Source organism: Agrococcus sp. SGAir0287 (assembly GCF_005484985.1).
GTDB lineage: Bacteria > Actinomycetota > Actinomycetes > Actinomycetales > Microbacteriaceae > Agrococcus.
On sequence record NZ_CP027942.1, the window covers coordinates 2152325 to 2171913 of the forward strand.

Annotated in this window: 18 protein-coding genes; 4 read left to right on the top strand and 14 right to left on the bottom strand. The window is 74.3% G+C overall.

The annotated features are described in order from the left end of the window. Nucleotides 1-300: 300 nt before the first annotated feature. The 6 genes from C1N71_RS15465 to C1N71_RS10275 all read right to left on the bottom strand — a co-directional run bounded on the left by C1N71_RS15465 (nucleotide 301) and on the right by C1N71_RS10275 (nucleotide 8385). On the bottom strand, nucleotides 301-2598 hold the full coding sequence (locus C1N71_RS15465) for a transglutaminase-like domain-containing protein (RefSeq protein WP_175414183.1): 2298 nt from the start codon (nucleotides 2596-2598) through the stop codon (nucleotides 301-303). Next, entirely contained in the window at nucleotides 2595-3665 is a 1071-nt protein-coding gene (locus tag C1N71_RS10255) for a DUF58 domain-containing protein (protein ID WP_254677977.1), read from the bottom strand. Before C1N71_RS10255 ends, C1N71_RS15465 begins: the two co-directional genes overlap by 4 nt. Continuing rightward, nucleotides 3665-4594: an AAA family ATPase gene (locus C1N71_RS10260; protein WP_137756309.1), complete on the bottom strand. Its 930-nt coding sequence runs from the start codon at nucleotides 4592-4594 to the stop codon at nucleotides 3665-3667. Before C1N71_RS10260 ends, C1N71_RS10255 begins: the two co-directional genes overlap by 1 nt. A gap of 91 nt (nucleotides 4595-4685) precedes the next feature. Beyond that, the gene (gene cofE / locus C1N71_RS10265) at nucleotides 4686-5525 is read right to left on the bottom strand and encodes a coenzyme F420-0:L-glutamate ligase (RefSeq protein ID WP_137756310.1); all 840 of its coding nucleotides are present in this window, start codon (nucleotides 5523-5525) and stop codon (nucleotides 4686-4688) included. Nucleotides 5526-5535: 10 nt separating this feature from the next. Continuing rightward, nucleotides 5536-6018 (bottom strand): pantetheine-phosphate adenylyltransferase, encoded by a 483-nt coding sequence (coaD, locus tag C1N71_RS10270; RefSeq protein WP_137756311.1) that lies wholly within the window; start codon nucleotides 6016-6018, stop codon nucleotides 5536-5538. 165 nt (nucleotides 6019-6183) lie between these two features. Beyond that, nucleotides 6184-8385 carry an ATP-dependent DNA helicase RecG gene (locus tag C1N71_RS10275; protein WP_368074095.1) on the bottom strand — a complete coding sequence of 734 codons (2202 nt, stop codon included), beginning with the start codon at nucleotides 8383-8385 and terminating at the stop codon, nucleotides 6184-6186. A gap of 164 nt (nucleotides 8386-8549) precedes the next feature. On the opposite strand from C1N71_RS10275, the gene rsmD reads away from it, so the two are divergent. Continuing rightward, complete coding sequence (gene rsmD, locus C1N71_RS10280) at nucleotides 8550-9119, top strand: 16S rRNA (guanine(966)-N(2))-methyltransferase RsmD (RefSeq protein ID WP_137756312.1); 570 nt, start codon at nucleotides 8550-8552, stop codon at nucleotides 9117-9119. 223 nt (nucleotides 9120-9342) lie between these two features. Here rsmD and C1N71_RS10285 read toward each other — a convergent pair whose 3' ends face one another. Together C1N71_RS10285 and thiL are read right to left on the bottom strand one after the other, a co-directional pair. After that, nucleotides 9343-10008, bottom strand: a complete 666-nt coding sequence (locus C1N71_RS10285) for a hypothetical protein (protein ID WP_137756313.1) — start codon at nucleotides 10006-10008, stop codon at nucleotides 9343-9345. Between the two features lie 64 nt (nucleotides 10009-10072). Beyond that, nucleotides 10073-11068, bottom strand: coding sequence for a thiamine-phosphate kinase (gene thiL / locus C1N71_RS10290; protein ID WP_137756314.1), 996 nt, complete (start codon nucleotides 11066-11068; stop codon nucleotides 10073-10075). Between the two features lie 23 nt (nucleotides 11069-11091). On the opposite strand from thiL, the gene C1N71_RS10295 reads away from it, so the two are divergent. The 3 genes from C1N71_RS10295 (at nucleotide 11092) to rmuC (ending at nucleotide 14368) form a co-directional block, all read left to right on the top strand. Further along, nucleotides 11092-11577, top strand: coding sequence for a DUF3515 domain-containing protein (locus C1N71_RS10295; RefSeq protein ID WP_137756315.1), 486 nt, complete (start codon nucleotides 11092-11094; stop codon nucleotides 11575-11577). A gap of 170 nt (nucleotides 11578-11747) precedes the next feature. Beyond that, a complete protein-coding gene (locus C1N71_RS10300) occupies nucleotides 11748-12368 on the top strand; it encodes an exonuclease domain-containing protein (protein ID WP_137756316.1) in 621 nt (206 codons plus the stop codon). Between the two features lie 413 nt (nucleotides 12369-12781). Next, nucleotides 12782-14368, top strand: coding sequence for a DNA recombination protein RmuC (rmuC, locus tag C1N71_RS10305; RefSeq protein ID WP_137756317.1), 1587 nt, complete (start codon nucleotides 12782-12784; stop codon nucleotides 14366-14368). Nucleotides 14369-14682: 314 nt separating this feature from the next. On the opposite strand, the gene C1N71_RS10310 is transcribed toward rmuC, so the two are convergent. Genes C1N71_RS10310 through C1N71_RS10335 form a run of 6 tightly spaced genes read right to left on the bottom strand, consistent with a single transcriptional unit; the run spans nucleotide 14683 to nucleotide 19428 of the window. Continuing rightward, nucleotides 14683-15786: an alpha/beta fold hydrolase gene (locus C1N71_RS10310; RefSeq protein WP_137756318.1), complete on the bottom strand. Its 1104-nt coding sequence runs from the start codon at nucleotides 15784-15786 to the stop codon at nucleotides 14683-14685. Then, the gene (locus tag C1N71_RS10315) at nucleotides 15783-16412 is read right to left on the bottom strand and encodes a CoA transferase subunit B (RefSeq protein WP_175414184.1); all 630 of its coding nucleotides are present in this window, start codon (nucleotides 16410-16412) and stop codon (nucleotides 15783-15785) included. Before C1N71_RS10315 ends, C1N71_RS10310 begins: the two co-directional genes overlap by 4 nt. Before the next feature lies 1 nt (nucleotide 16413). Continuing rightward, the gene (locus C1N71_RS10320) at nucleotides 16414-17184 is read right to left on the bottom strand and encodes a CoA transferase subunit A (protein ID WP_137756319.1); all 771 of its coding nucleotides are present in this window, start codon (nucleotides 17182-17184) and stop codon (nucleotides 16414-16416) included. Beyond that, nucleotides 17181-18089: an alpha/beta fold hydrolase gene (locus C1N71_RS10325; protein ID WP_137756320.1), complete on the bottom strand. Its 909-nt coding sequence runs from the start codon at nucleotides 18087-18089 to the stop codon at nucleotides 17181-17183. The genes C1N71_RS10320 and C1N71_RS10325 overlap by 4 nt, the downstream gene beginning before the upstream one ends. Continuing rightward, the gene (locus C1N71_RS10330) at nucleotides 18074-18820 is read right to left on the bottom strand and encodes a 3-hydroxybutyrate dehydrogenase (protein WP_137756321.1); all 747 of its coding nucleotides are present in this window, start codon (nucleotides 18818-18820) and stop codon (nucleotides 18074-18076) included. The genes C1N71_RS10325 and C1N71_RS10330 overlap by 16 nt, the downstream gene beginning before the upstream one ends. Next, complete coding sequence (locus tag C1N71_RS10335; RefSeq protein WP_137756322.1) at nucleotides 18817-19428, bottom strand: TetR/AcrR family transcriptional regulator; 612 nt, start codon at nucleotides 19426-19428, stop codon at nucleotides 18817-18819. Before C1N71_RS10335 ends, C1N71_RS10330 begins: the two co-directional genes overlap by 4 nt. Between the last annotated feature and the right edge of the window lie 161 nt (nucleotides 19429-19589).

The following is a 19589-nucleotide window of genomic DNA, read 5'->3' on the forward strand; positions in this document are numbered from 1 at the left end:
GGAGCGGTCGCGGGGGCACCGCTCGCGGTCCCCTACGGGCTCCCTTCGAGGCTCGCTCCGCTCGCACCTCACGGAGCGGCTCTGTAGCAGCGCGGTCATGCGGCGGAGCGGTCGCGGGGGCACCGCTCGCGGTCCCCTACGGGCTCCCTTCGAGGCTCGCTCCGCTCGCACCTCACGGAGCGGCTCTGTAGCAGCGCGGTCATGCGGCGGAGCGGTCGCGGGGGCACCGCTCGCGGTCCCCTACGGGCTCCCTTCGAGGCTCGCTCCGCTCGCACCTCACGGAGAGGTTCCGGAGACGCGTCAGGCCGAGACGTGCTCGTCGTCGTCCGCGCGGTCGCGGCGCCAGACGCGCACGAGGCTCGGCGGTGCGAGTGCGCGCAGCAACCGCTCACGACGCGGGATCGTTCGGCGGATGCCCGCGATCACCGCGCGCGCATCCTTCGCGTGACCGGTCGACGGCTCGCCGGCGAAGCGCTCGCGCTCGGCCGCGTCGCGCAGGCGGTCGAGCGCACGCCGCTCCCGCTCGCGCAGCGGCAACGCCGCGACGGCCGCTGCGATCTCGCCGGGTGTCCGCGAGGTCGGCACGCGCTCGCCGGCGTCGGCGAGGGTCGCCTGCACCTCCCAGAGCGCGCCGCCCGCGCCCTCGGCGATCCGGCGGCGACGCAGCACCTCGCGCACCGTCGCCGGCGTCGCGACGACGAGCAGCAGCGCGAGGAGCACGAGGATCGGACGGGCCACGAGGTCCCATCGGATGGGTGCGCCCGCACCGGGCGGACCGGTCGCCGTGGGCGCCGCTCCCGCGTCGGCCGACGACGACGGAGTCGGGGCCGCGCTCGGCGACGGCGACGCCGAGGCCGACGGCGACGGCGCGGCAGCGGTGGGCGACGGCAGCGTCGGCTGCTCCGTCGCGCCCGCCTCGTCGTCGTCCTCCGCCGACGCGACCGTGCCGCCGCCCGCGATGCCCGGCGTCGTGTCGAAGGGCACCCAGCCGTAGCCGTCGAACCACAGCTCCGCCCACGCGTGCATGTCGTTCGTCGTGACGGTGTACGTGCCGTCGGCGTTCGGATCCGTGCCCGGGAGGAAGCCGATCGAGACGCGCGCCGGGATGCCTGCGGCACGCGCGAGGATCGCCGTCGCCGACGCGTAGTGCACGCAGTAGCCGGAGCGCGCATCCATGAACGCCATGAGCGCGCCCCACTGGCCGCCCTCCGCGGTGCCGAAGCCCTCGAGCGGCACGCGCTCGGAGTACGTCCACGAGTCGTCCGTCATGTACGCCTCGATCTGCTGCGCGCGCTCGAGCGGTGGTGCACTCATGTCGACGATGTCGAGCGCGAGGTCGTCGAAGAACGCGGCCCCGGGCGGCACCTCCCGCGCCTCCTGGGCGCCGTCGGCCGTCGGCGACTCGCCCTCCGGGATCGGCGTCGGGCGCACGCTCTCGACGGCGTACGTCTGGTCGTTCAGCGAGACGATGCGGTCGGGATCCGTGAAGCCGATCGACTGCGATGCAGGATCCCATCGCCACGTGCCCGAGAAGTCGCTCGTCGAGGTCGCCAGCACGGGGATCGGCACGTTGCCGATGAAGGCGCGACCGAGGGTGAACTGCGTCGTGATGGGCGTGCCGGGCGTGCGGGCGCCCAGGTCGTCGAACGACGTCGTCAGCTCGCCGCGCTCCTCGACGAAGCCGTCGGGACCGATGCCCGATAGCGACGTGAGCCGCGTCAGCATCGGCAGCCCGTCGCTCGGCGCGTAGTCGAAGATGCGCACCGGGGAGGCGCGCTGGAGGTCGGCGGCGAGGTCGATGCCCGTCGAGAGCATCGGCGGACCGGAGCCGCCCTGCGCGACGGCTGGCCCCTCCATCCATGCGGGCCAGTCGATGTCGACCTCGCGCGGCGATGGCGCCACGGCGGGGGCGACGACGGCCGCGACGATGACGAGCACGCCCGCCGCGAGCGCCCTGGCGCGCGATCGCTCGCGCCGCCCGAGCACGAGGAAGCCGGCCATGGCCGCGACGACGGGCACGACCTCCATCGGGTCGACCTCCACGCGGTAGGCCATGGTCATGAGCGTCGGCAGCAGCAGCGGCGCGGCGGCGAGCGCGGGCACGCCGAGCGCGAGCAGCGCATCGACGAGCAGCCACAGCAGCAGCACGGCGACCAGCAGCACGCCTACGACGTCGGGCGTCATCGGTACGGGGATGCCGGGCGTCCACAGCAGCTGCGTGATGCCGGACTCGAGCGACGCCCACGACGCGACGAGGGATGCGCGCGTGGGCACGAGGCCGAGGAGGGCCTCCTGCGGAGCCGTGGCGAGCGTGAGCCACGGCACGGCGACGACGAGCGCGGGCAGCATCGCGAGCGCGCGCGCTCCGAGCGCTCGCGCGATGCTCGTGACGCCGACGAGCGTGACGACGAAGGCCGCGACGACGGTCTGCCACCCGCCCTCCAGCAGGCCGAGCCACGGCACGAGGGAGAGGAGGAGGCCGCCGGCGACGAGCACGGCGCGCATGCCGATCGACGCTCCGTCGCCGTGGCGCTCGACCCGTTCGTCGGGCGCCGCGGGCGCCTCGACGGGCGCGACCATCTCCGGGGCGCGCGTCATGCCGGCCGCCTCGCGTCGTACGGGTGTCCCGCGTTCCATCGCACGTGGCGGACGGTGCGGCCCACGGTGCGCTCGTCGTCGGTCACCGACCAGACGGTCGAGCCGGGAGCGAGCTCCTCCAACATGCGCCGCAGCGGCGGGCTGCCCATCCCAGCCACGACGATCGTCGGCCCGTCCGCGGTGCGCTCGACCGCCATGCGCGCGGGCTCGAGGCGTGCGCACGCGTCGAGCAGGGCGGTGCGGTTCGTGAACGCCTGCTCGCCGAGCTGCGCAGCCCCCGTCTCGCGCACCTCGACGTCGAGCCCCTGCGACGCGACCGCGAGGCACAGGGACGCGAAGGCGCGCACGCCCTCGTCGAACTCGTCCTCGTCGCGCCACCCGGCGGCGAGCGTGTCGAGCACGATGAGGACGCGCGGCGTCGCGGGCGGCTGCTCCTGCCGCACCATGAGGTCCCCGTGCCGCGCCGTCTGCCGCCAATGGATGCGGCGCACCGGATCCCCGGGGCGGTAGTCGCGCACGAGCTGGTCGACGAGGTCGCCCTGCCCGATCCTGCTCGTCGCGGCGTCGATGCCATGGCCCAGCACCGCCGAGGCGGGCAGCGGCGTGACGCGGGGCCCGACCACGAGCTCGCCGACGTCGTCGAGCCTGGTCGTCGCGAGCCACGCGCCCAGGGGGTCGCGGCGTCGGGCGCGCACGGGCCCGAGGCGATGCACGCCGCGATGCGGCGAGAAGACGCGCAGGTGCGTCGCCGCCGCGTCGAGCCGGTCCCACGTGAACGTGATGGGATCGAGCGACGTCTGCGGACGCCACCACCCGCCCGCGTAGGCCTCGGGCAGGCGCACGGGCACGTCGAGGTCGACGCCCTCGACCGCGACGGCGGGCGGCGACCAGACGACGTCGCGCCCCGGCCGCGAGACCGCCAGCAGCACGAGGCCCGCGACGACGACCCCGCCGGCGAGCACCGCAGGCACGAGGAAGGCGGCCTGCAGCGTCCAGTAGGCGGCGATCGCGAGGCCCGCGGCGGCGCACGCGAGCGCGAGGCCGCGCACCGTGGGCCGCAGCCGCATCATCGAGCCCTGGGAGCGGGCGTCGTGTCGAGCACGCGATCCACGACGGCGCGAGCGTCGTCGATCGACGCGGCCTGGTCGTGCAGCAGGATGCGGTGCGGCAGCACCTGCCGCGCGAGCGACTTCACGTCGTCGGGAGAGAGCCAGTCGCGACCCGCGAGATGCGCGCGCGCCTTCGCCGCGCGCAGCAGCTGCAGCGTCGCGCGCGGGCTCGCGCCGATGCGCACCACCTGCTGCTCGCGCGTGGCGCGCACGAGTCGCACGGCGTACTGCTCGACGAGCTCGTGGGCGCGCACGGCGTGCGCGACGTCGATCTCGCGCTGGAACTCGTCGCTCGAGACGACGGTGCGCAGGTCGGCGAGCGGCGTGTGCGTCTTGCGGGCCTGCACCATCCGCAGCTCGGCGTCCGCATCCGGATAGCCGAGCTGCAGACGCACCATGAACCGGTCGCGCTGCGCCTCGGGCAGCGCGTACGTGCCGTCCATGTCGATGGGGTTCTGCGTCGCGATGACCATGAAGGGCCGCGGCAGCTCGTGCGTCACGCCGTCGACGGTGACCTGGCCCTCCTCCATGCACTCCAGCAGCGCCGACTGCGTCTTGGGGCTCGCGCGGTTGATCTCGTCGGCGATGACGATGTTCGAGAACACCGGGCCGGGCGTGAACTCGAAGCGGCCGACGCGCTGGTCGTAGATCGACACGCCCGTGATGTCGCTCGGCAGCAGGTCGGGCGTGAACTGGATGCGGTGCACGCTGCCGCCGATCGCGGCGGCGAACGCGCGCGCGAGCTGCGTCTTGCCGACCCCCGGCACGTCCTCGAGGAGGATGTGCCCCTCGGCGAGCAGCACCGTCAGGACGGTGCGGATCTCGTCGGGCTTGCCGTCGATCACGGTCCCCACGGCACCCTCGATGGCCTCTGCGAGCTCGGTCATCGCACCCCCTTGGCCGGTCAGTCTGGCATGCCTGCCTGTGGGCTCCTGCGGTCGTGCCGGACGCGGCGGTCGCGACGGCGAGCGCGTCGCGTCAGGCGTCGCCGTGCACGCGCTCGGCCTCGGCGGGCTCGCGATCGGCGCAGAGCGCGGGGTCGCCCGAAGCCGCCGCGAGGCCGGCCGCGTAGCCCTCGGCGTACCCCTCCGCGTGCGCCTCGGCCGAGCCGAGTCGGAACATGTCGCTGTCGGCATCCCGCACGAGCCGGCGAGCGCCCGGCTCGTCGAGGCTCGCGACGTGGCGGCCGAGCCCGCGCACGATCGTCACGGGTCGGCCGCTCGTCTTGCCCGCGACGAGCTCCGCGGTCGAGGCGATCTCGTCGGCGATCGCCGCGGCGCTGACGACGAGCGGCCTCCCGTGCGTGTCGACGCTGCCCGCGAGCGGCTCGATGACGCGGATGCCCGCCGCGCCGATCGCGACGTCGGTCTGCCCGGCGCGCCATGGCCTGCCGAACGTGTCGGTGACGACGACGCCCAGCGCGACGCCGAACCGGTCGCGCAGCGCCGTGGCGAGCGCGAGCGCCGACGCGTCGGGATCGAGCGGCAGCAGCAGGATCGTGCCGTCGGGCGTGTTCGACGCGTCGACGCCGGCCGCCGCCATGACGAAGCCGTTGCGGTCCTGCACGATGCGCGTGACGCCGTGCGCGTGCGCGCGTCTCGCGACGACGCGCACGGTCTCGTCGGTGATCGCCTGCTCGCGGTCGGCGGCCAGGCGCATCCGCCCTTCCGCCTTCGAGACGATCTTGCTCGTGACGACGACGACGTCGCCGTCGGCGGGCGCGTGCGGCGCGATGGCGTCGCCCACGAGGCGCGCGAGGTCGTCGCCGGCCGCGACCTCGCCGATCCCGTCGACCGCGAACGCCTCGAGCCGGCTCATCGGCGACGCGTCACGAGCGCTGCAGGAAGGTCGCCACGGCGCGCGGCACGTAGGGGCTCACGTCGCCGCCGAGCTCGGCCACCTGGCGTACGAGGCTCGACGAGACGTGCGCGTTCTCGGGATTCGGCAGCAGGAAGACGGTGTCGACGCCCGCGAGGTCGCGGTTCACGATCGACATGGGGGTCTCGTACGCGAGGTCGATCTGCGAGCGGATGCCCTTCACGAGCACCTCCGCCCCGACCTGCTGGCAGTAGTCGACGAGCAGGCCCATCGACCACGTCGCGACCGTGATGGAGCCCTCGATGCGCGCCTCCTCGATCGAGCGCTCGATGAGGAGCTGGCGATCGGGCGCCGGGAGGAACGCGTTCTTGTCGGGGTTGTGCACGACGAGCACGTGCACCTCGTCGAAGATGCGCGCGGCGCGCGAGATGACGTCCAGGTGACCGAGGGTCACGGGGTCGTAGGAGCCGGGCACGACGGCGATGCGGGGCATGGGATCGATCCTACCGACGGTGACGTGACGGTCATGTTTCGTGGCCGCCCGTGCCGCGCCCTGGCTTGCGAGGTACGCATCCCGCCGCGAGGTACGCCGATCGCCGTACCTGCGCGCGAGATGCGTACCTCGGAACGCCACGACGGGGCAGCTCGCGCACCGGCCCTACGCCGACGTCAGCGCCGCTCGCGCATCGGGATCGAGGCGGCGATGCACCGCGAGCCGCAGCGCGGCGTGGCGCTCGAGGCGCGGGTCGGCGGCGAGCACGCCGAGCGCAGCGTCTCGCGCCGCCTCGATGACGGCGCGATCGCGCGTCACGCGCAGCAGCCTGAGGCTCGACCGGCCACCCGACTGCGTCGTGCCCAGCACGTCGCCCTCGCGACGATGCTCGAGGTCGATCTCGGCGAGCGCGAACCCGTCGAGCGTCGCGGCGACCGCATCGACCCGCTCCCGCGCGAGCGTGCCCTCCTCGGCGTCCGTGCGCAGCAGGCAGAGGCCGGGGTGCGCGCCGCGGCCGACGCGACCGCGCAGCTGATGCAGCTGCGACACGCCGAAGCGATCGGCGTCGTTGACCACCATCGTCGTCGCGTTGGGCACGTCGACGCCGACCTCGATGACGGTCGTCGCCACGAGCACGCCCACCTCGCCGGCGACGACGGCGCGCATGACGGCGTCCTTCTCGTCGGCGGACATCGCGCCCGTCAGCGACTCCACCCGCGTCGTCTGCAGCCCGGGATGCGTGCGCAGCAGCCGCGTCCACGTCTCGACGTCCGCGAGCGCCGCCGGCACGGCGCCCTCCGCATCCTCCGCCTCGGGCATGCCCCGTTCGACGTCGCCGGGCGCGATCGCGGGGCAGACCACGAATGCCTGCCGCCCCTTCGCGACCTCCTCGGCGACGCGATGCCACACCCGCTGGCCGACGGCGGGCGGTGCCTCGGGCCCGACGACGTGGGTCTGGATCGGCGTGCGTCCGGGCGGGAGGGTGCGGATCGTCGACACGTCGAGGTCGCCGAACGCCGTCATCGCGATCGTGCGCGGGATCGGCGTCGCCGTGAGCACGAGCGTGTGCGGCGCGACGCCCTTCTGCCGCAGCGTCTCGCGCTGCTCGACGCCGAACCGGTGCTGCTCGTCGATGACGACGAGGCCGAGGTCGACGAACTGCACGCGATCGGACAGCAGCGCGTGGGTGCCGACGACGATGCGCGACTGGCCCGCCGCGATCGCCAGCAGCGCCCGCCGCTGCTCGGCCGCGGGCATCTGACCGGTGAGGAGCACGGGATGCAGCTCGGCGGCGAGGTCGGGACCGAGGGTGGCGACGATCGATCGCAGGTGCTGGCTCGCGAGCACCTCGGTGGGCGCGAGGAGCGCCGTTTGCCCGCCCGACTCCGCGACGGCGAGCATGGCGCGGATCGCGACGAGCGTCTTGCCGGATCCCACCTCGCCCTGCACGAGCCGATGCATGGAGGTGCGGCTCGAGAGGTCGGCCTGCACCTCATCCCCCACGGCGCGCTGGTCGGGCGTGAGCTCGTACGGCAACGATGCGTCGAGCCGCGCGAGCAGCGCGCCCGCGTGCCGCGGCGTCGACGGCAGCGACTGCATCCATGCGCGCGTCGCGAGCAGGTACGTCTCGAGCAGGAAGGCCTCGTGCCAGCGCAGCGTGTGCATGGCGATGCGCCCGGACTCCTCCGAGTCGGGCGCGTGCAGTCGGTCGAGCGCCGCGCGTAGCGGCAGCAGCCGATGCTCGCGTCGCACGTCGTCCGGCACGGGATCGGCGATGGGCCCGAGGTCGCTCAGCACCTGCCGGATGAGGGCGCGGATGTCCTTCGACGGCAGCGTCGCTGTCGCGGGATAGATCGGGATCACCTCGGCGGCCCACGCCGTCGGATCCGCCCCCTCCTCCGCGAACGTCTCGTACTCGGGATGCGTGAGCTGCCGTCGGTCGCGGAACACGCTGACGGTGCCGGAGAACATGCCCGTCACGCCCGGGTGCAGCTCGGTCGTGATCCACGGCGAGTTGAAGAAGGTGAGCTGGAGGGTGTCGGTGCCGTCGGAGATGTCGACGGTCGTGACCTTGAGCGGCCGACCGCGGCGGTCGCGCTTGCCGGTCTCGCGCGTGTCGATGCCGCGCACCTCGGCGACGACCGTGACGTGATCGCCGACCTGCAGCTCGGACAGGTCGGTGAGCTCGCCGCGTGTCACGTAGCGGCGCGGCACGTGCATGACGAGGTCGCCGACGCGCTCGTAGCCGAACGCGCGCCGCAGCCGATCCGCGGTCTTCTGGCCGACCGCGTTGCGCAGCGACCGCTCCAGCCCGTCGGGCACGGCGCCGTCGGAGACGCCGGCGTCGTCGGCGGGGCGGTCGGTCACGGCTGCCAGCGTAGGCGACACGTGCGACGGCGGCCGGGGCACCGGGCGGCCGGTGCTGCCGGTGCTCGTCGAACCCGCACGCCAGCGCGGCCTCGCGTGCACCCTGCGCACGAGCGGGCCGTGGCGTGCGGGTTCGACGAGGTCGCGTGCGCGAGGATGGAGCGGTGACGCGCATCATCGCCGGGGTGGCCGGATCGTTGACCCTCGCGGTGCCGGGCGCCGGCACGCGGCCGACGTCGGATCGGATGCGCGAGTCGATCTTCTCGGCGCTCGACGCACGCGGCCTCTGCGACGGCGCGCACGTGCTCGACCTCTTCGCCGGCTCCGGAGCCCTGGGCCTCGAGGCCGCGAGCCGCGGCGCCGCATCGGTCGTGCTCGTCGACTCGGCGCGGCAGGCGGCGAAGGTCGCGCAGCGGAACGCGGATGCGGTGGCGAAGGCGGGCGCCGAGCGCGCGACGGTCGTCGCGCAGCCGGCGCTCGCCTACCTCGCGCAGACGACGCGCACCTTCGACCTCGTCTTCCTCGACCCGCCCTACGACCTGCCGCCCGCGCAGGTCGCGGCCGTGCTGCAGGCGCTCGTGCCGACGCTCGTGGAGGATGCCGTCGTCGTGCTCGAGCAGGCGTCGCGCGCCGGCGAGCCCGAGCCGCCGAGCGACCTCGCGCTCGTCCGCACGCGTCGGCACGGCGACACCGCCGTGCACTGGCTCGAGCGCCGCCCCGGCGCCGCCGGGTAGCGCCCGTCGACCCGCGGCGTCCACCGCTGGGGGCGCTGTCGTTCCGAGGTACGCATCTCGTTCCGAGGTACGCATCTCGTTCCGAGGTACGCATCTCGCTACGCGAGGTACCCATCCCGACGCGAGGTACCGCGATCGCCGTACCCGCCGGCGAGATGCGTACCTCGCAACGCCCGCATCGTCGGCGTCGGCGCGGGCGAGGAAGGACGATGCGGGACCCCGGTCACCCGAGGTCGCCGCCATCCCATCCACCCCATCCCCCGACGTCGTCCGCCCGACGCGGCGGGCGCCGACGCGCCATCGGATCGTGCGCGTGCAGCCGGTCGCGGATGCGGACGGCGAACGCGAGCGCGCGGCTCGGCGTCTGCATGAGCTGGGGCGGCTCGTCGCGGAAGCCGGCAGGTGCGAGCCGCACGACGGGGTCGCCGGGTGCGGCCGGCAGCAGCTCGACGTGCGCGCCGCCGTCGCGCACGACGGCGTCGGCGACCGCATCCCACGGGCAGCGCATGACCTCGACCGCGCGACCGCGCCGCACGTCCCACAGCCCGTACCCGCGGGGATCGTCGACGAGCACGAGGAAGGTCGTGCGCCATCCGCGCATGCCCAGCCACCACGGCGCCTGCCGCTCGTCGACGCCGACGACGGTGCCCGTCGCATCGTCGTCGATCGCCGAGAGCACGATGCCGAGCCGCTGCAGCAGGCGTCGCGGCCGCCGCTGCGCGAGGACCAGGAGGTGCAGCACGAGCGCCGGCACGAACCACAGCATGAAGAGCCATCGCCACGCGTCGAGGCTCCACAGCAGCACGCCGAGCGCGCAGACGACGGTCAGCAGCGCCAGGCCGCCGATCGTCGCGCGTCGGCGTCGTCGTCGCCAGGCCGCCGCATCCATCGCCCCAGTCGAGCACGACGCGTCGGCGCGCGGAAGGGGTGCGGACGGACGCGCACCGCTCGACTCAGCCCGCGAACGGATCCCAGCCGCGTGCCGCGAGCGGCTCGCCGTCGAGCGTCACGCCGGCGCCGGGCTCGACGACGCCGATCTCGACGACGCCGTCCGGCATCGGCGCGGATGCCGGCAGGGTCGCGAGGAGCGCGTGGTCCTCGCCGCCGTGCAGCACGTGCTCGAGCGGCGCCGGGAATGCGCTCAGCGGTGCCGAGCGCAACGCGATGCGCACGCTGGAGGCATCGGCGATGCGGGAGGCGTCGAGCGCGAGCGCATCGGAGACGTCGAGCATGGCGGTGGCGCCCGCAGCCGCGAGCACCGGTCCCATCGCGACGGGCGGCGCGGGCGCGAGCTGCGCCTCGACGGCACGGGGGTGCTCGGCGCGCAGGCGTGCGGCCTCCGCCGACGACTCGACCCCGTCGACGATCGCCTGCGCGAAGAGCAGCGCGATGCCCTCGCCCGCCGACCCGAGCTCGCCCGCGACGACGACGCGGTCGCCGACGCGCGCGCCCGAGCGCAGCACGGGATCCCGTCCGTCGAGCGTGCCGAACGCCGTCACTGCGATCACGGTGCGGTCGGACGTCGTGAGGTCGCCGCCGACGACGCCGCAGCCGGGGGCGAGGGACGCGACGGCAGCGGCGAGCGCGTCGGCGAACGCCTCGAGGTCGGCGACGAGCGTCGCGCCGGGCACCGCGAGCGCGACGACGAGCGCGGTGGGTCGCGCGCCCATCGCGGCGACGTCGGCGAGGTTCGTCGCGGCGGCCTTCGCGCCGAGGTCGGCCCACGTCGACCAGGCGGCGCGGAAGTCGGGGCCCTCGAGCATCGTGTCGGTCGTGACGACGAACGACCCGTCGGCGCGCACGACCGCGGCGTCGTCGCCGGGGCCGACGAGGGTGTCGTCGCCGCGCGGCAGCCGCGGGATGATGCGTGCGAGGGCACCGCGCTCGCCGACGCTCGCGACCGTCGCTGCGGCGTCGGCCTGGGGCGCTCGGGCGTCGGTCGTCGGCACGCCACGACGATAGCCTGGAGGCGATGCGCCGCCTGCCGATCGCCCTCGCCCTCGCCGGGCTCGCGGCCGCGACGCTCTCGGCCTGCGCCTCCACGGTCTCGCTCGAGCCGGCGCCCGACGCGACGGCTCCGCAGTGCGCCTCGGTCATCGTCGCGCTGCCGGACGTGCTGGCCGAGGGACAGGTGGGCGGACCGCTCGCCGAGCGCCCGACGGATGCGCAGGCGACCGCGGCGTGGGGCGAGCCGACCGCCGTGACCCTGCGCTGCGGCGTGCCCGTGCCGGGCCCCTCGACGGCGACCTGCCTCACGATCTCGGGCGTCGACTGGATCGACGTGACCGAGGAGGGCTCCGAGGCGCAGACGTACGTGACGTACGGCCGCGACCCCGCCGTCGAGGTCGTCATCGACCCCGAGGTGATCTCGGGCGGCACGGTGCTCGGCGAGCTCGGCTCGATGGTCAGCCGCACCGACGAGGTCGGCGCGTGCATCTCCCCCGCCGACGCGCCCTGACGGCGGCGGCGGCCCGACCGCCGCTCACCTCTCGGTGACGCGAGCGTGCGCCCGTGGATGCCGGACGCGACCGCGCCATCGGCCGTCGGCGTCGCGTCTGGCCCGACGCGTCGCTCGACCCGCCGAGGCCGCTGGCGATCGCTGTCTGCGGTCGCTGCCAGGCTGAGCGCATGGCGATCGACTTCACCGCGATCGACTTCGAGACCGCGAACGGCTCGCCCGCATCCGCCTGCTCCGTCGGGCTCGTGAAGGTGCGCGACTCGCGCATCGTCGACCGCGCCTCCTGGCTCATCCGTCCGCCTCTGGGGCACGATGCGTTCTCGCACTGGAACGTGCGCATCCACGGCATCCGCGAGGTCGACGTGGCGCACGCGCCGCGGTGGGTCGACCAGCACGACCGCCTGCTCGACTTCGTCGGCGGCGACGTGCTCGTGGCGCACAACGTCGGCTTCGACAAGGGCGTGCTGAAGGCGGCGTCGCTCGCGAGCGGCCTCGCCGTGCCCGACTCGCGCTGGACGTGCTCCCTGCGCATCGCGCGCAGGACGTACCACCTCGACTCGTACCGCCTGCCGGTCGCCGCGATGGCGGCGGGCTTCGAGGACTTCGCCCACCACGACGCGGCCGCCGACGCCGAGGCGTGCGCGACGATCGTCACGCACGCAGCCGCACGCCACGGGGCGTCCGACCTCGAGCACCTCGCGCGCATCTGCTCGACGCGGATCGAGCATCTCGGGCCCGACGACGACCGGCGACTCGTGCGCGAGCCCGCCGACGCGTGGTGGCGGCCGTAGCGCGAGCGGGCCGACGCGACGCGGACCCGGGGTCGAGCCGCGGTCGTCCGACGAGCGCGGGACGGCGTCCTGGCCGACCCGCGCGCGGCTCCGCCGCGGGTTCCGAGGTGCGGACCCTGCACTCGGGTGCGGCTGCTGCGCCCCGAGCTCCTCCGAGGTGCGGATGCTGCACTCGGGTGGGACTGCTGCGCCCCGGGCTCGTGCCAGGTGCGCGTGCTGCAGTCAGGTGCGGTTGCAACAGCACCTGGATGCAGCAGCCGCACCTCGCGACGGGGCCGCCGCACCTCGCGACGAGGCCGCGGCGCCACGCGTCCGCCGGAGCGCGCACCACGGCATCCACGCGCCTCGGCGCGTCGCGAGCGGCGACGGCGCGGCAGCCGCCCCGTGTCGGGGGTGCTCGACACACTGGACGCATGGACCTCGGCACCACCCTCGCCCTGCTCGTCGCCCTCCTGGTCGGAGGCGCCGCGGGCTGGTTCGCGAGCCGTCTCGTCGCACGCGCCAAGGCGACGGAGGCAGCGCTCGCCGACGAGCGCGCCGCGCAGGAGCGCGCGCTCGCCGAGCAGGAGCGGCTGCAGGCGGAGGCGTTCGCACGGCAGCAGGAGGTGCGCGAGCGCGAGCGCGTCGACGCCGAGCTCGCCGGCCTGCATGCGGCGCACGAGTCGCTGGCCTCGCAGCACCGCGAGGCCGTCGATGCCCGCGACGCGGCGCAGCGGGAGCGCGCCGCGCTCGCCGCCACGGTCGAGGCGCTGCGCGAGCAGCTCGAGGTCGCGAAGGCGGCCGCGGAGGAGTCGACGCAGCGCGAGCGGCGCGAGTCGCGCGTCGCCGAGCAGATCGCCCCGATGAAGGAGGCGGTCACGAAGCTGCAGACGCAGCTCGTCGAGCTCGAGCGTCAGCGCAGCGAGCAGCACGGCTCGATCGCGCAGCAGCTGCAGCAGTCGCTGCAGTCCGAGGAGCGCCTGCGCGCGACGGCGGACTCGCTGGCGAGCGCGCTGTCGTCCAACTCCACGCGCGGCGTGTGGGGCGAGACGCAGCTGCGCCGCGTCGTCGAGGCGGCGGGCCTCCTCGAGCGCGTCGACTTCGACACGCAGACGTCGTTCACCTCGGACGACCGCCGTCAGCGTCCCGACATGGTCGTGCACCTGCCCGGCGGCAAGCACCTCGCCCTCGATGCGAAGGTGCCGTTCCGCGCCTACCTCGAGGCGTCGCGCATCCCGCTCACCGCATCCGACGAGGAGCTCGCGCGCCGCGCCTCGCTCATGCAGGAGCACGTGAAGGCGCTGCGCGCGCACGTCGACCAGCTCTCGAGCAAGCAGTACTGGGCGGGCATCGCGAACAGCCCCGAGTTCGTCGTCGCCTTCATCCCGTCCGAGTCGCTCGTCTCGGCGGCGCTCGAGGCCGACCCGGGGATCATGGACTACGCGTTCGGCAAGCGCGTCGCGCTCTCGAGCCCCGTGTCGCTCTGGTCGCTGCTGAAGTCCGTCGCGATCACGTGGAGCCAGGCAGCCGTCGCCGAGGACGCCGCACGCGTGCACGACCTCAGCCAGGAGCTCTACGACCGCATCGCCACCATGGCGGGCCACGTCGAGCGGGTGCGCTCGTCGCTCGAGTCGTCGGTCAGGCACTTCAACGCGTTCTCGTCGTCGCTCGAGTCCCGCGTGCTCGTCTCCGCACGCAAGCTCGCACGGCTGGATGCGCCGAAGCAGATCGTCGAGCCCACCGAGATCGAGCAGGCGCCGAAGCCGCTCACGGCGGCCGAGTTCACCGACCTCGCCATCGAGCCGCCCGCGGCGACGTCGGGCGCGGAGGCCGACGAGGTCCTCGACGGCGAGGTCGTCGAGGCGGATGCGACCAGCGAGCCGGTCGCCGACGGTGCGGCGGCGGAGGAGCGCGAGACGCCGCCGACGCACGCCGACCTCGCGATCGACGAGCTGCTGCGCGACGAGTCGACTCGCGCGGTCGCCCACGACGACGACGCATCCGAGTCCCGCGTCGGCTGACGCGCCGCAGCCGCAGTCACGAACGCCGCCCCCGTGCAGGGGGGCGGCGTTCGTCGTGGCGGCGCCGGGCGCTGGCGCCGGCGCCATCGACGCGGCCGGTCGCTCGACCCGTTGCGAGGTACGCCGCTCGCAACGAGGTACCGCACCTGGCGTACCTCGCGACGAGAGGCGTACCCGGTCGAGCAGGATGCGTCTCTCGCGACGAGATGCGTACCCGGTCGAGCAGGATGCGTCCCTCGCGACGAGATGCGTACCTCGGAACGATGGCGTCGAAGCGCGAGCCCGGCGGCGCCGTCGAGGTCGCCGGCGCAGCGTCAGCCTGCGGCGCGGGCCCGCATCGCCTCCACGATGCGTGCGAACTCCTCGACGCGCTCGAGGTGCGGCGCGTGGCCGACGCCCTCCCACGCGTGCTCCTCGACCGAGCCACCGGCATCGGCGTAGCGCGCCAGCACGGCGCGCATCTGCGACACCATCGGCTGCGGCGGCGCCACGTCGTCGCCCGGCCAGCCGGGCACGACGCCGGCCTTGCCCAGCATGTTGAGATCGAAGAAGGACGCGTCGGAGACGATCGCGTCGGCCTCGCCGCGCACCCAGGCGATCGGCGGATGCACGGGACCGTCGACGATGCCCGTCAGGTCGCAGACGGTCGGCGCCATCGTGTTCAGCACGCCGACCGTGCCGGGCGCGAAGCCCGGCCACGCCTCGATCGTCGTCGCATCGCCCGGATAGCAGCCGGGCGCGGTCGACGTCGTGAGCATCGAGGCGACCCAGAGGTCCTCGAGGTCGCTCGCGTAGCCGGGTGCGACGTAGGCCGCGCGCAGCACCGACCGCGGGCTCGTCGCGACCTCCGCCGTGGTGTCCCCAGCGGCGAGGCGAGCGACGAAGTCGGGGTTCGCTCCCCCGCCGCCCGTGCCGGGCGCATCGGGATGCACCAGCGAGCCGTCGAGACGCGTGCCGCCGAAGCCGTACGGCGACACGGGCGACTCGAGCACGAGGCCCGCGACGAGGTCGGGGCGATCGATCAGGAGGCGCAGCACGACGCCGCCGCCCATGCTCCAGCCCACGAGCACCGCGCGCGCGATGCCGAGCTCGTCGAGCACGGAGGCGACGTCGTCGGCGTAGTCGCCGAGGCCTCGCGTCGCGTCGACCGGCAGCGTCTCGGAGTCGCCGAAGCCGCGCAGGTCGATCGCGATCGACGGCCCCGACAGCGCGAGCATCGTCTCCTGGTAGAGGTGCGACGACGAGACGTTGCCGTGCACGAGCACGACGGGCAGCGCGTCGCCCGAGCCGGCCGAGAGGACGTTCGCACGCAGCCTGGGCGTGGCGACGACGCGCGCCGCGACGCCGTCGAGGAGCCAGGGCCGCGCCGCCGACGCGACCACGGCCTCGCCCTCGGCCGCAGCGCCCGAGTCGCTCATGCGAGGATCTCCGGCTCGGTCGCGGCACGCACCTCGTCGAGCGTGACGCCGGGCGCGAGCTCGACGAGGCGCAGCCCGTCGGGCGTGACGTCGAGCACGGCGAGGTCGGTGATGATGCGGTCGACGACCCCGCGACCCGTCAGCGGCAGCGAGCACTCGGAGACGATCTTCGCCGAGCCGTCCTTCGCGACGTGCTCCATGAGCACGATGACGCGCTTGGCTCCGTGCACGAGGTCCATCGCGCCGCCGGGACCCTTCACCATCTTGCCGGGGATCATCCAGTTGGCGAGGTCGCCGGCGACCGACACCTGCATCGCGCCGAGGATCGCGGCGTCGATCTTGCCACCGCGGATCATGCCGAACGAGGTCGCGGAGTCGAAGAAGGCGGTGCCCGGCAGCGTCGTCACCGTCTCCTTGCCGGCGTTGATGAGGTCGGGATCGAGCGCATCCTCCGTCGGATACGGTCCGACGCCGAGGATGCCGTTCTCGCTCTGCAGCACCACGGTGCGCCCCTCGGGCACGAAGTTCGGCACGAGGGTCGGCAGGCCGATGCCGAGGTTGACGTACGCGCCGTCCTCGAGCTCCTCGGCGGCGCGGGCAGCCATCTCGTTGCGGGTGAGGGCCATGTCATGCCTCCTGCACGGTGCGTCGCTCGACGCGCTTCTCGATGTCGGTGCCCACCTCGATCACGCGGTGCACGAAGACGCCGGGGAGGTGGATGGCGTCGGGGTCGAGCTCGCCGGGCTCGACGAGGCGCTCGACCTGCGCGATGCACACGCGGCCCGCCATGGCGGCGAGCGGCGAGAAGTTGCGCGCCGACTTGTTGAAGACGAGGTTGCCGTGCCGGTCGCCGACCATGGCGTGCACGAGCGCGAAGTCGGTGCGGATGGCCTCCTCGAGCACGAAGTCGCGCAGCTCGCCGTCGACCTCGAACTGCTGCACCTGCTTCGGCTCCGACGCGACGGCGACGGAGCCGTCGGGGTGGTAGCGCCGAGGGAGGCCGCCCTCGGCCACCTGCGTGCCGACGCCCGTCTGCGTGAAGAAGGCGGCGATGCCTGAGCCGCCCGCGCGGAGGCGCTCGGCGAGCGTGCCCTGCGGCGTGAGCTCGAGCTCGAGCTCGCCCGAGAGGTAGCGCCGCTCGAACTCCTTGTTCTCGCCGACGTACGACGAGGTCATCTTGTCGATCTGGCCGGCGCGCAGCAGCAGTCCGAGCCCCCAGTCGTCGACGCCGCAGTTGTTCGACGCGACCTGCAGCCCCGTGACGCCGCGCTCGACGAGCGCCTGGATGAGCGCCATCGGGTTGCCGCACAGCCCGAAGCCTCCGACGGCGAGCGTGGCCCCGTCGCCGATGTCGGCGACCGCCTCCGCCGCCGACGCGACCGTCTTGTCGATGCTCATCGCATCCCTCCTCCGGCCGCCTCGTGGGCGACCTCCTCGATGGTCTCGGCGACGGCATCGAGGCCGGCGCCGAGCAGGATCGTGTAGTGGTTCGTGCCCGCGACCTCGCGTGCGCGCACGGCGGGCAGGCGCGCGAGCAGCCGCTCCATGCGTCCGCCGTACAGGCCAGGCGGCTCCGCGAGCAGGCCGAGCGGGCCCGTGAGCAGGCGGATGGGTGCGGCGACGGCGTCGAGCGCGGCCAGCGCCGCGTCGGCGTCGGCGAGCTCCAGCATGGCCTCGCGCACCGCGTCGGGTCTCGCGGAGGGGCGCAGCGCGCCGTCGATCTCGGCGAGGTCGTGGTCGACGTACTCCTCGGCGAGCGGCGTCCACTCGGCGAACGCGGGGTGGCCCTGCCAGAACGCGCGGTACGCGTCGCGGGAGTCGAACGTCATCGACAGGCGTTCGACCGCGGGCCCGAGCAGCGCCGCGGGATCCTCGACCGGCGCGAGCGGCAGCCCGCCGTCCACGAGCACGAGCGAGGCGACGAGGTCGGGTCTGGAGGCGGCGAGCCGCGCGGCGACGAAGCCGCCCATCGAGTGGCCGACGACGATCGCCGAGGCGATGCCGAGCGCGTCGAGCGCCGCGGCGACGTCGGTGGCGAGCGCGTCGAGGCCGTACGGCCCAGGGAGCCCGCGGGAGCGACCCCGGCCGCGCAGGTCGAACGCGACGAGCCGGAAGGGCAGGCGATCGGCGAGGCCGTGGAACGAGCGGTGGTTCGCCGTGATGCCGTGCAGCCCGACGACCACGGGTCCGGATGCGTCCGCTCGCCAGTCGGTGCCGACGAGCTCGCCGCCCGCGACGGGCACGGCGAGCGGGCGCTCGGATGCCGCGGCCGACGCCGCCGCATCCGTCATCGTGCGCTCCATCCGCCGTCCATCGTGTACGACGCTCCCGTGACCATGCCCGCGTGCGGTCCGGCGAGCCACCGCGTGAGCGAGGCGACCTCCTCCGGCTCGACGAGGCGCTTCACGGCCATCTCGGTGAGCATGATGCGCTCGACGACCTCCGACTCCGGGATGCCGTGCGTGCGGGCCTGGTCGGCGATCTGCCGCTCGACGAGCGCCGTGCGCACGTAGCCGGGATCGATGCAGTTGCTCGTGACGCCGTGCGGCGCGCCCTCGAGCGCCGTCACCTTCGACAGGCCCTCGAGCCCGTGCTTCGCCGCCACGTACGCCGACTTGAAGGCGGACGCGCGGATGCCGTGCACGCTCGAGAGGTTGATGACGCGGCCGAAGCCCCGCTCGACCATCCCGGGCATCGCGGCGCGGATCAGCAGGAACGGCGCCTCGAGCATGAGCTGCAGGATGCGCCGGAAGTCCGCCGGGTCGAAGTCGACGATGGGGCTGACGCGCTGGATGCCGGCGTTGTTGACGAGGATGTCGGCGTCGAGGCGCAGCGTCTCGAGCGCGGCGACGTCCGACAGGTCGACGTGCCAGGGCTCGCCGCCGACGTCCTCGGCGGTGCGCGCCGCGGCGTCGGCGTCGAGGTCGGCGACGATGACGTGCGCGCCCGCGTCGGCGAAGGCGTGCGCGATCGCGGCGCCGATGCCGCTCGCGCCGCCGGTGACGAGCGCCCTGCGACCCTCGAGCTCGTTCATGCGTCCTCCTTCGCGTCGAGCGCCCCGTGTATGAGGCGCATCATCTGATCGAGCACGGCCTTCGGCACCTGCGGCGCGGTCTCGCCGTCCTGGTGCGGCCACAGCACCCAACGCATGCCCACCATCTCGCCGATGCCCATGAGTGCCCATGCGGCGACCTCGGGATCGACGTCGCCGATCTCGCCGGCGACCCTCGCGGCCTCGAGGCCCTCGGCGTAGCTCGCCGCGATGCGTTCGTAGTGCCGGCGCATCGCAGCGGGGGCCACCTGCTCGGCCTCGCGCATGACGCGGAAGACCGCGGGGTGCTCCGCCGCGAAGGCGAAGAAGGCGCGGAACCCCGCCGCCTCCGCCTCCGCGCGCGTGGAGCCGCGCGCCGCGCCCTCGCTCATCGCCTGCCGCACGCGTCGGTTCAGGTCGTCGACGAGCGCCTCGAACAGGTCGAGCTTGGAGGCGAAGTAGAGGTAGAAGGTGCCCTGGCCGACGCCGGCGCGCTCGGTGATGCGCAGGACCGACGCCTGCTGGTAGCCCTGCTCGCTGAAGACCTCCTCGGCGGCGGCGACGATCCGCCGCTTCGTCTCAGCACCGCGTGCGGTCCGTGGCTCGCTCACCGCGGGAGCCGGCTCTGGCGCGCTGGGCATCGGCCGCCTCTCGTCGTCGAGCAGGAGGAACCTGACATGCGGTTCAGGTTGCAAGACGAGGATGCCGGAGCGCTCGACGCGGTGTCAAGGTCGATGCGCCCGCGCGGCGGTCGACCGGCTCGCGGCCGCGG